The sequence below is a fragment of the Mesorhizobium sp. M6A.T.Ce.TU.016.01.1.1 genome (assembly GCF_003997065.1).
GTDB lineage: Bacteria > Pseudomonadota > Alphaproteobacteria > Rhizobiales > Rhizobiaceae > Mesorhizobium > Mesorhizobium mediterraneum.
In genome coordinates this window covers 103,119-113,731 of the sequence record NZ_RZTJ01000019.1, presented here as the reverse complement: position 1 = coordinate 113,731, position 10,613 = coordinate 103,119, and the positions used below count along the sequence as shown (strand labels likewise).

At 63.5% G+C, this 10,613-nt stretch carries 10 protein-coding genes; 7 read left to right on the top strand and 3 right to left on the bottom strand.

Annotation, left to right across the window (positions count from 1 at the left end; genetic code table 11):
* Positions 1-715 (top strand): LysR substrate-binding domain-containing protein (locus tag EOC94_RS26695; RefSeq protein ID WP_127294452.1); only part of this gene is annotated, 715 nt, incomplete at its 5' end.
* A 400-nt stretch (positions 716-1,115) separates the two neighbouring features.
* Here EOC94_RS26695 and EOC94_RS26685 read toward each other — a convergent pair.
* The gene (locus EOC94_RS26685) at positions 1,116-2,573 is read right to left on the bottom strand and encodes an NAD-dependent succinate-semialdehyde dehydrogenase (RefSeq protein WP_127294450.1); all 1,458 of its coding nucleotides are present in this window, start codon (positions 2,571-2,573) and stop codon (positions 1,116-1,118) included.
* 209 nt (positions 2,574-2,782) lie between these two features.
* Positions 2,783-3,730: an AEC family transporter gene (locus EOC94_RS26680; protein ID WP_127294448.1), complete on the bottom strand. Its 948-nt coding sequence runs from the start codon at positions 3,728-3,730 to the stop codon at positions 2,783-2,785.
* Between the two features lie 168 nt (positions 3,731-3,898).
* Here EOC94_RS26680 and EOC94_RS26675 point away from each other — a divergent pair, with 168 nt between their 5' ends.
* Positions 3,899-4,447 (top strand): histidine phosphatase family protein, encoded by a 549-nt coding sequence (locus EOC94_RS26675; RefSeq protein ID WP_095486748.1) that lies wholly within the window; start codon positions 3,899-3,901, stop codon positions 4,445-4,447.
* 152 nt (positions 4,448-4,599) lie between these two features.
* On the opposite strand, the gene EOC94_RS26670 is transcribed toward EOC94_RS26675, so the two are convergent.
* Positions 4,600-5,250, bottom strand: a complete 651-nt coding sequence (locus EOC94_RS26670) for a glutathione S-transferase family protein (protein WP_127294446.1) — start codon at positions 5,248-5,250, stop codon at positions 4,600-4,602.
* Positions 5,251-5,699: 449 nt separating this feature from the next.
* Here EOC94_RS26670 and EOC94_RS26665 point away from each other — a divergent pair, with 449 nt between their 5' ends.
* The 5 genes from EOC94_RS26665 to EOC94_RS26645 are packed head-to-tail and all read left to right on the top strand — an operon-like array spanning position 5,700 to position 10,599.
* Entirely contained in the window at positions 5,700-5,981 is a 282-nt protein-coding gene (locus tag EOC94_RS26665; protein WP_095486660.1) for an acyl carrier protein, read from the top strand.
* Between the two features lie 38 nt (positions 5,982-6,019).
* The gene (locus tag EOC94_RS26660) at positions 6,020-7,210 is read left to right on the top strand and encodes a beta-ketoacyl-ACP synthase (protein WP_127294444.1); all 1,191 of its coding nucleotides are present in this window, start codon (positions 6,020-6,022) and stop codon (positions 7,208-7,210) included.
* Positions 7,211-7,228: 18 nt separating this feature from the next.
* Positions 7,229-8,500, top strand: coding sequence for a beta-ketoacyl-ACP synthase (locus EOC94_RS26655; RefSeq protein ID WP_127294442.1), 1,272 nt, complete (start codon positions 7,229-7,231; stop codon positions 8,498-8,500).
* Between the two features lie 36 nt (positions 8,501-8,536).
* Complete coding sequence (locus EOC94_RS26650; protein ID WP_127294440.1) at positions 8,537-9,565, top strand: zinc-binding dehydrogenase; 1,029 nt, start codon at positions 8,537-8,539, stop codon at positions 9,563-9,565.
* Between the two features lie 38 nt (positions 9,566-9,603).
* Positions 9,604-10,599, top strand: coding sequence for a lipid A biosynthesis lauroyl acyltransferase (locus EOC94_RS26645; RefSeq protein ID WP_185928330.1), 996 nt, complete (start codon positions 9,604-9,606; stop codon positions 10,597-10,599).
* Positions 10,600-10,613 lie beyond the last annotated feature (14 nt).

Genomic DNA, 10,613 nt, shown 5'->3' with positions numbered 1-10,613 from the left:
CCGCCATGTCGTGCTGACCGGCGAAGGCAGTCTCTTCGCTCGCACCGTCGCCCGGTCCTTCGCCGATCTGGCGCTCGGCGTCGGGCGTCTGAAACGCGGCACCGCCAAGGGAACAGTGGTTCTGGATGTGGAGACCGATCTGGCGGTCGTGTGGCTCATGCCGCGCCTGACGGCGCAGGCGCTGGACGCGCTGCGGCTCAACGTCGATCTCCGCGTCCGCCCGGACCCGCCGCGCAGCCTGCCCGGCGATGTCGACCTGGTGCTGACCTGGGGACCGGCGGCGCTGATCGGCTTTCGCTCCGAGCCCTTCCTTGATCTCAACGCGTTCCCGGTCGCGTCGCCCGCATTGATCGCGAAAGGCCCCGATCCGGCCTCACCAGGCTTCTACGCCGCGCACAGGCTGATCCACGAGCGCGGGCTCTACTGGTGGCGACGCTATTGCGAAGCGGCAGGCGTCATGCTGGACGATCTCGACAACCACCTGTTCTTCAACCGCACCCATCTGTGCATCGACGCGGCGCTGCGCGGTCTTGGCATTGCCATCGGCGACCATCTCTCCTGCGGCCAGCATCTGCAGTCCGGGCGTCTTGTTCAGCTTCCCGGCCCGGTGCTGCCAGGACGGGAACAGTATCATCTGCTGACCCCTGACACGACGCACCTGTCACGGCCCGCGCGACAAATGCGCGACTGGTTGAGGAAGGCAGCCCAGAACTGAACGAACAGGCTGAAAGAACCTCACCAACGTCTGGTCTGTCTGCAACTCGGTCGTTTAGCATGGGAGCTTTCGGTTGCCGCCCGCGACCCTGTGCTGCCCTTAATTGCTGCTGCTGGAAGGTCGTGATCAAGCCGCCACGCCGCCGCACGCACTGCTTTATTCAAGCGCAAAGAGCGCGTGTTTATCAGGGACGGCACCACATCCGGCAGGACTGAGAATCGCCTGGCACGAGCGCCGCGAGCACAGCCAACAGCCCGGCGGAAATAAGCATGATGGAGAACAGCGCATAGGTTGCGTTGCCCTCCGTCAGGACGGCCCCTGTGATCGAGGAAAGGGCTGCGCCACCCGCAAGGGTCATAGCGCCTGCCAAGCCGGCCGCGCTTCCAGCCAGGTTCGGCCGCTACAGGCCGAGGCCGCCGATGCAGACATATTTGGTGTCGAGATAATCCTCGATGCCCTGATGTCCGCCTTCCTTGCCGAGGCCCGATTCCTTGACGCCGCCGAACGGCGCCTCAGGCGTGGTGATGAGGCCTTCATTGACCCCGACCATGCCGTATTTCAGCCCTTCCATGACCCGGAAGGCGCGGCCGAGATCGCCCGTGTAGAAATAGCAGGCGAGGCCGAATTCGGTGTCGTTGGCGAGTGCCACGGCTTCCTCTTCGGTTTCGAACTTGAACACCGGTGCTACCGGGCCAAAGATCTCTTCTTTCATGAAGCGCATCTTCGGCGTCGCATCGGCGATCACCGTCGGCTGGAAGAACGAACCGCCCAGCGCATGGCGCTTGCCGCCGGCGACGACCTTGCCGCCCTTGGCGGTGGCATCGGCGATCAGTTCCTCAACTTTTTCGACCGCTTTCTCGTCGATCAGCGGCCCCTGCTGCACGCCGTCCTCGAGGCCGGAACCGACCTTCAGCCCGTTGCTGGCGGCGGCGAGTTTTTCGACGAACTTGTCATAGACGCCAGCCTGAACCAGGAAGCGGTTGGTGCAGACGCAGGTCTGGCCGGAATTGCGGTATTTGGCGGTGATCGCGCCGGCGACGGCACGCTCGATGTCGGCGTCGTCGAAGACGACGAACGGTGCGTTGCCGCCGAGCTCCATCGACACCTTCTTGACCGTGACGGACGATTTCTGGATCAGGATCTTGCCGACCTCGGTCGAGCCGGTGAAGGTGATCTTCTTGACCAGCGGGTTGGCGCAGATCTCGTCGCCGATCTCGCCGGCGGCGCCGGTCAGGATGTTGATGACGCCTTTGGGGAAGCCGACTTCCTCGGCGAGAGCACCCCAGGCAAGGCCGGAATAAGGCGTCTGCGACGCCGGCTTGACGACCGCGGTGCAGCCGGCTGCAAGCGCCGGGCCGAGCTTGCGGGCCAGCATCGAGGACGGGAAATTCCACGGCGTGATGGCGGCGATGACGCCGACCGGCTCCTTGGTCACCAGGATGCGGCGGTCCGCCCAGGGCGACGGCACGACATCGCCATAGGTGCGGCGGCCTTCTTCGGCGAACCACAATATGTAGGAGGCTGCCGAACCGATCTCGCCCTTCGATTCGAACAGCGACTTGCCCTGCTCGATGGTCAAGAGCTCGGCCAGCACATCCTGATTGTCCATCATCGCGTCATGCAGCTTGCGCAACAGCTTCGAACGCTCGAGCGCGGTGGTCTTGCGCCATGTCTTGAAGGCGGCGTCGGCAGCTTCGATGGCGCGGCGCGTCTCGACCTTGCCCGACTTCGGCACAGTGCCAATCTTGAGGCCTGTGGCCGGATTGTTGACGTCGACTGTCTGGCCGCTGTCGGCCTGCACCCACTCGCCATTGATGAGATTGGCCTGGCGCATGAAATGGCTGGTTTTCTGAAGCATGGTCTAGCCTCCGTTCGGCGCGCTGACGGGCCGGTATCTGGATTTCTTTGGTGGGCGTGCGCAATGGCATCGATGCCGGCACGCCCGGAGCCACTGCTCTTTACCTAGGGCAAGCCCCGCAATCAATCGCAAGATGGCATATAGGGTTTGGGCCAGCGCAAGGCGAGGCCGACTTGCGCTTCGATGTTGCTCGAGGGTGTTGAGATTACCTAGCCAAATACGTGAACCACCACCGTCAGCCAGAACGCCGTGGTGACGACGGCGCAGGCGGTGGCGATGGTCATCTGGTTCGATGCCAATGCCTGGCCGGTGTTGAATTGCGTCGCAATCAGGTAGGAATTGACCCCGGATGGCAGCGCGGCCGCCACCACCGCCACCTTCGCCGACAGCGGCGGCAGCCCAAGTAGCCAGACCAGGCCGAGCGCGACGGCCGGCATCAGCAGCAGCTTCAGCGCCGACAGCGCAAGCGCCGGCCGCACATTGCCGGAGATGCCGAAACGGCACAGGCCAAGCCCCATGGCAAACAGCGCGACCGGTCCGGCGATGTTGGCCAACGCGTCGACCAGCCGGACGGCCAACGCCGGCAGCGGCAGATCGGCGATACGCCACACCCACCCGGCCAGGATGCCGATGATCAGCGGATTGGAGAGCATCTTTCGAAAGAAGCGCCGGATGATGCGCAACGGATGCACATGCTCGTCACCGCGGCCAAAGATTTCAAACAGGATGATCGATGCCATGATCATCGTCGGCAGATGCACGGAAATCAGCAGCGACAGCACTTCGAATCCACTTGGCCCGAATGTGCCGAGGACGAACGGGATGCCGAGCAGGACGAGATTGGAAAAAGCCGACGACACGCCGCCGACGACCCCGGCGCGCGCATCGCGCCCGAACACCCGCGTGGTGACCAGATGGCCTGCAGCCCACGTGACTGCCGCCGCTGTGAAATAGGCTCCCCAGAACGACCATGGCGCGGCGCCATGGAAATCGGCATTCACCATGGTGCGGAACAGAAGCAGCGGCATCGCCACCCCGACAGCGAATTCGGCGATGGCCTCGCCCGCCTCGGCCTTCAAATAGCCGGTGAGCCCGGCGAGATAGCCGAGCGCGACAAGACCGAAGACAAAAAGGACGGTTTCGATGAGTGGAGACATTTTTCTCCTGATAGGCGAGCCGCGATCGCAGTGCAATCGCCCCCACCTTCCGAAGCGTTCTGTCCTCGCAAACAGCCGGGATTGGTCGCGCCTTGTCTTTCAGCCGGCTTTGCCGTCCCTATATCAGGTCACCGGAACCCACCCGCGGTGACCGGAAAAGGACGTCTGATGCTTCGATTTGTGCTGGCTCTACTGCTGCTCGTCGTTCCCGCCGCGGTCCATGCGACTGAAGCCGGCTGGGCGCTGTTGCGCGACGGCGGACATGTGGTGCTGCTTCGCCATGCCATGGTCACCGGCACTACCGATCCGGCGAATTTCGACATCGAGAAATGCGCGACCCAGGTCAACCTCTCGGTGCGTGGCAAGCAGCAGGCACGCAAGATCGGCGCGCTGTTCGCCGCCCGCGCCGCGCCCATAGAGCGCATGCTGTCCAGCCGCTATTGCCGCAGCCTCGACACCGCCCGCATCGCGTTCAGAGCGGAGCCCGAGCCGTTCGCGCCGCTTGACCTGCTTAAGACCGACCCGAGCGAGAAAGCCGCCCAGCTCGAGGCGGTCATGACCGAGATTCGCAATTATTCCGGCTCCGACAATGTGGTCATGGTCACCCATCTGGAAAACATAATGGCCCTCACCGGCATCTCGCCGCGCGAAGGCGAAGCCGTGATCGTCGAGCCGCAAGGCGACGGCCTGCGCGTGCTCGGTCGCGTCACCTTCTAATCCGCGCTGGAGCTGGTTGAAGCGTTCGCTAGTGGTGAAAATCTAACGCTTGGTACGCTAACTGGAATACCGGTTCCGACCATTCTCACACACATCTACCGCCTAAAGCTGCACATCCGCGCCGATAGGCTCAAATGACCAGAGCGGCCTCGTCAGCTGGTCGATGCGGCAGTGAAAACCGCCAATTGAGCGTCGAAAGCACGCTTGAAGGCCGGCCGCGCTTCGCCGCGGGCTAAATAGGCGGAGAGGTTCGGATATTCGTCCAGTATCCCCGATCCGTTCAACCTGCGCAGGACCCCCACCATCATGAGGTCGCCGGCGCTGAACGCACCATCGAGCCAGTCGGCATCGCCCAGGTGAGCGGAAAGATCGGCTAGCCGCTTACGGATGCGATCCTCAACCCTAGGCAGACGCTTTTCGTGCCAGGTCTCGTCGCGCTCCAGCAGCACGGCTGTTTCCCGTTCAAGGATCGGCGGCTCCAGCGTGCTAACCGCGGCAAACATCCATGTGATCGCGCGCGCCCGGGCATTCGCATCGTCTGGCAACAGGCCACCATGGCGCTCCGCGATGTGGAACACGATCGCCCCCGACTCGAACAAGGCGAGATTGCCTTCTTCATAGGTCGGAATCTGCCCGAAAGGATGAAGCGCACGATGCGCGGGTTTCTTCATCTCGCTGAACGAAACAAGACGAACGTCGTAAGGTTGATCCACTTCTTCGAGCGCCCAACGAACACGCATGTCACGTGCCTGTCCCCTGCCGCGGTCGGGCGACCGTTCAAAGGCTGTGATGGTGGGGGTCATTGGAAGCTCCGGGTGATTGCATGAGGCTGTCGAGAGTGATGTGCGTGATTACGACGATCTTTCTCATGGCTAGGTATTCGGTTCTTGCGCTTTGCGTGCAGAGGACGAACGACCGGCGCGGCTCCCGACAACTTACCTCGTTTTCGTTGGCCATGGGATTTCGCGGTCCGAACCTTGGCTGCGCGCTCCCTAGGCCTTTGAGCGCGGTTTATTGTGGCCGGAGGGCTGTTCTACGGCATGTACGCTGAGCTTGGAACGAAGGCGCCGACGACAATCCGATCGGATGGTTGCGGAACATCGCCGGGAGGTTCCGGCGACCCTATTGCCCTGGCAGAACAGCCACCCCATCTGCGCCCGGCGCATCAGGCCCTTTTCCTGCCCGGAAAAACCGATTAGACAGCGCGCAAACACATGCGGACAGATTCCGCCCGCAACCGAAGGAAAAGCCCTTGTCCACCACGTTCGCCAAAGTCGCCAAGATCATCGCCGACACCAGTGAGATCGATATCGACACGATCACCCCTGAAAGCCACACTATCGACGACCTCGGCATCGACAGCCTCGACTTCCTCGACATCGTCTTTGCCATCGACAAGGAATTCGGCATCAAGGTGCCGCTGGAAAAGTGGACGCAAGAGGTCAATGACGGCAAGGCCTCGACCGACGATTACTTCGTCATGAAGAACCTGTGCGCCAAGATCGACGCCCTGGTCGCGGCCAAGAACGCCTAAAATGGTTCGTCTTCAAGCCTGACCCAAAACAGCCGCCCATGAGCCCTCACCACGTCGTCATATCAGGCATCGGCCTTGTCTCTTCGCTGGGCGAGGGTCCGGATGCGCATTGGCGCAAACTTGCCCAGCCGGGCCTGGAGCCTGTGCTCGAAGCCGCGCGCTTCTCGCCCTACACCGTCCACCCGCTGCCCGAGATCGACTGGAACCTGCAGATCGCCAAGCGCGGCGACCAGCGGCAGATGGAAACCTGGCAGAGGCTCGGCACCTACGCCGCCGGCATGGCGCTGGACGACGCCGGCATCAAGGGCAATGACGAACTCTGCGCGACCATGGACATGGTGGTGGCTGCCGGCGGCGGCGAGCGCGACGAGGCGGTCGACGCCGATATTCTCGTCGCTTCGGAAAGCCGCAACGACCGCGACGTGCTGCTCAACGAGAAACTGACCACCGAATTGCGGCCGACGCTCTTTCTGGCGCAGCTTTCCAACCTGCTCGCCGGCAACATCTCGATCGTCCACAAGGTGACGGGATCGTCGCGCACCTTCATGGGCGAGGAAGGTGCAGGCGTCGCCGCCGTCGAGACAGCCGCCGCGCGCATCCGCTCCGGGCAATCGACGCACATACTGGTCGGCGGCGCCTTCCAGACCGAACACTCCGACATGCTGCTTGGCTATGAACTGGCCGGCTACCTGCATCGCGGTCCCTGGAGACCGGTCTGGCAGAGGCAAGGCGCCGAAGGCGGCGGCGTGGTGACCGGATCCGGCGGCGCGTTTCTCGTCCTGGAACAGCGCGAGCACGCGATCAGCCGCGGGCGAAAGATCTATGCCGAACTCGGCCCGGTGGTATCCGGGCGCGCCAAACGCCGGCAGGGCGAGCTCGATGGCGAGATTGCCGCGCTGCTCAGGCAGGCTGCATTGCCGAACGGCGAGTTGCTGACGATTTCAGGCGCTTCGGGCGCCCATGCCGCTACTGCCGCCGAGAAATCGGTGTTCGGCGCCAACCCGGCGATTGCCGCACGCGGCTTTTCGACGCTGACCGGTCACATGAAGGAAGCGCAGTTTCCCTTCGCCGTGGCGCTGGCGGCACTGGCTGTCGAGCGCAAGGCCGCCTACCCGGCTTTTGACGCCGCCACTGAGAAGCCGTTCAACGGCGTTCCCAGGACCGTCCTTGCAACGGCGATCGGCTATCACCAATTCGAGGGCATGGCGTTGGTCAACACCGCCGATTAAAGGTCTCAGGACAACAACATGGCCAATCTGAACGATCACATGGGCAGGCCGATCGTCGCCGTCACCGGTATCGGCGTGGTAACGTCGCTGGGCGTCGGTAAGGCCGACAATTGGGCAGCGCTCACAGCGGGCAAGTCCGGCATTCATCCGATCACCCGCTTTCCGGTCGACCATCTGAACACCCGCATCTCCGGCATGGTCGATTTCCTGCCGTCGAGCTCCAAGGGCGCCAGTCTCCTCACCTATGAATTGGCCGAGACCGCCGCGCAGGAAGCCGTGGCCGAAGCCGGCCTTAATCCGGGCGATTTCGGCGGGCCGCTTTTCCTCGCCTCGCCGCCGGTTGAACTCGACTGGAGCGAGCGCTTCTCGCTCTACAATTCCGACAAGCACGACATCGGCGCCGAGAGGCTGCTTCGCGTGGCGCGCGGCTTAAAAGAGCTCGATGTTTTCGAGACCACCCAGTTCGGTTCGATCGCCGACCGGCTCGCCGACCGTTTTGGGACGCGCGGCCTGCCGATCACGCTGTCGACGGCTTGCGCCTCGGGCGCCACCTCGATCCAGCTCGGCGTCGAGGCGATCCGCCGCGGCGAATGCGACAGGGCGCTGTCGATCGGCGCCGACGGTTCGGCGACCGCCGAGGCGCTGATCCGTTTCTCGCTGCTTTCCGCGCTCTCCACCCATAACGACATCCCCGAAAAGGCGTCCAAGCCGTTCTCCAAGGACCGGGACGGTTTTGTCCTCGCTGAGGGTTCTGGCGCGCTGGTATTGGAATCGCTGGAGGCCGCACTGGCTCGCGGCGCGACCATTCTCGGCATCCTGCGCGGCTGCGGCGAGAAGGCCGACGATTTCCATCGCACCCGCTCGAAGCCGGACGGTTCGCCGGCGATCGCTGCGGTTCGCGCCGCCCTCGCCGATGCCGGCCTGGGCGAAGACGAGATCGATTATGTCAACGCCCATGGCACCTCGACGCCGGAAAACGACAAGATGGAGCATCTGTCGCTGTCGACCGTGTTCGGCGAGCGGATCGGCTCGATGCCGATCTCGTCGAACAAGTCGATGATCGGCCACACGCTGTCGGCGGCCGGCGCCGTCGAGGCCGCGTTTTCGCTGATGACCATGCGCGAAAGCGTCATTCCGCCGACCATCAATTACGACAATCCCGATCCGGCGATCGTGCTCGACGTGGTGCCGAACATGAAGCGCAACGCCGAGGTCGGCACGGTGCTGTCGAACTCCTTCGGCTTCGGCGGCCAGAACACCTGCCTTGTCATGGCGCGGGAACCGGTCTAAGCGAGCGCTTTCCGCTCAACAGAACCGACAGGCCTAATGCGCGCATTGCAACTTATCGAGGACCGCCGCCTTGAAACGGTGGACCTGCCGCCTCCGGCGCAGCCTGCGCTGGGCGAAGTGACGCTGCGCATCAAGGCCGTGGCGCTCAACCATATCGACGTCTGGGGCTGGCGCGGCATGGCCTTCGCCAAGCGCAAGCTGCCGCTGGTCGTCGGCGCCGAAGCCTCCGGCGAGGTCGAGGCGGTCGGCCCCGGCGTCTCCAGCCTTGTGCCCGGGCAGCTTGTGTCGATCTATGGCGCGCGCACCTGCGGGCTTTGCCGCGCCTGCCGCGAAGGCCGCGACAATCTTTGCGAGCATGTTTCGGGCGTTCACGGCTTCCATCTCGACGGCTTTGCGCAAGAAAAGATAAACCTACCGGCGCGCCTGCTGGTCCCTGCCCCGCCCGGCGTGACGGACATCGGCGCGGCCGTCGCGCCCGTCACCTTCGGCACGGTCGAGCACATGCTGTTCGATAATGCCAAGCTGCAAGCTGGCGAAACCATCCTCATCCATGCCGGCGGCTCGGGCATCGGTTCCGCCGCGATCCAGCTTGCCAGGAAAATGGGCTGCACCGTGATCACCACGGTCGGCTCAAACGATAAGATCGACAAGGCGAAGGCGCTTGGCGCCGACCATGTCATCAACTATCGCGAGGACCGTTTCGAAGGCGTGGTGCGCAAGCTGACGAAGAAGAAGGGCGTCGATGTCGTCTTCGAGCATGTCGGCGCCGACACCTTTGCTGCCTCGATGCTGTGCCTGAAACGCGGTGGTCGCCTGGTGACCTGCGGCTCGACCTCGGGCGTTTCGACCCAGATCAATCTGATGCAATTGTTCCAGCAGCAGCTGAAGCTGCTCGGCTCCTTTGGCTGCCGCATGGAAAACATGGCGGACGCCATGCAGAAAATGGCGGCGGGGCTGGTTTCTCCGGTTATCGACACAGAAGTCGGCTTCGGCGACATCGAGGCCGCGCTGAAGCGCATGGAAGGCCGCGACGTGTTCGGCAAGATCATCCTGCGCGTCGGTTAGACCCTGATGTTGCTGCCTAAAAACATCGTGGTCTAGGAATGATCGGCGACGCCTTCAGGAAGCTCCGCAGGGACCTGGCGTTCCGCCATGGCAGGCGGTTGCGCCAGTTCAACTATTGGCTGCTGGCGCGCGCCGCGATGACGATGATTTGGGTGCTGCGCCTGCTGCCGGTCGACAGCGCGCTCAATTTCGCCGACCGCGTCGCGCGCCGCGTTGGGCCTTGGGTTGGGCGCCACAACGTCGCCATCGCCAATCTGCGCAAGGCATATCCGGAAAAGAGCGACAGCGAGATCCAGGCCATCGCTTCCGACATGTGGGGCAACATGGCTCGCCTCGCCGCGGAATACATCTTTCTCGATGCGCTCTTCGATTACGACCCGAAAGCGACGAAGCCGGGCCGCGTCGAGGTCCGCGGCGTCGATCATTTCGTCGAGATCGCCGGCGAGCAAAAACCGCATATCATCTTCACCGGGCATCTCGGCAATTTCGAGCTGCTTCCGGTGGCGGCAGCCACTTTCGGCATGAACATCACGGCGCTGTTTCGCCCGCCCAACAACCCTTACCTTGCCGACTACATCCTCTCGACGCGCCGCTCGACCATGGGATCGCTTCTGCCCTCCTCGACCGGCGCTTCCTTCGCGCTTGCCGCCATCCTGGAGAAAGGCGGCAATATCGGTGTGCTGGTCGACCAGAAATTCTCGGGCGGGCTCGAAACGACCTTCTTCGGCCGCCCATGCGAGAGCAACCGGGTTCTGGGCACTCTGGCTCGGCACTATGACTGCGATGTCTATCCGGCGCGCTGCGTGCGCCTGCCGGGCAACCGCTTCCGGCTCGAGATCGAGGACAGACTGACCTTGCCGCGCACTGCCGGCGGCAGTGTCGACGTCCATGGCACCACCCAGCTGCTCAACGACGTGGTCGAGCGTTGGGTGCGCGAGGATCCCGGCCAGTGGATGTGGTTCCACAAAAGGTGGGAAATCAGCGGCCGGCGCCGAAAGCGTCAACAGGCGAGACAGTGCGGCAAAGCCGCCTGAGCGGAAGCCGCAAC

Coding starts and splice junctions, on each gene's coding strand:
- EOC94_RS26685 (WP_127294450.1), bottom strand. CDS start 2,573: ATGCTTCAGAAAACCAGCCATTTCATGCGCCAGGCCAATCTCATCAAT.
- EOC94_RS26645 (WP_185928330.1), top strand. CDS start 9,604: ATGATCGGCGACGCCTTCAGGAAGCTCCGCAGGGACCTGGCGTTCCGC.
- EOC94_RS26650 (WP_127294440.1), top strand. CDS start 8,537: ATGCGCGCATTGCAACTTATCGAGGACCGCCGCCTTGAAACGGTGGAC.
- EOC94_RS26670 (WP_127294446.1), bottom strand. CDS start 5,250: ATGACCCCCACCATCACAGCCTTTGAACGGTCGCCCGACCGCGGCAGG.
- EOC94_RS26680 (WP_127294448.1), bottom strand. CDS start 3,730: ATGTCTCCACTCATCGAAACCGTCCTTTTTGTCTTCGGTCTTGTCGCG.
- EOC94_RS26660 (WP_127294444.1), top strand. CDS start 6,020: ATGAGCCCTCACCACGTCGTCATATCAGGCATCGGCCTTGTCTCTTCG.
- EOC94_RS26655 (WP_127294442.1), top strand. CDS start 7,229: ATGGCCAATCTGAACGATCACATGGGCAGGCCGATCGTCGCCGTCACC.
- EOC94_RS26675 (WP_095486748.1), top strand. CDS start 3,899: ATGCTTCGATTTGTGCTGGCTCTACTGCTGCTCGTCGTTCCCGCCGCG.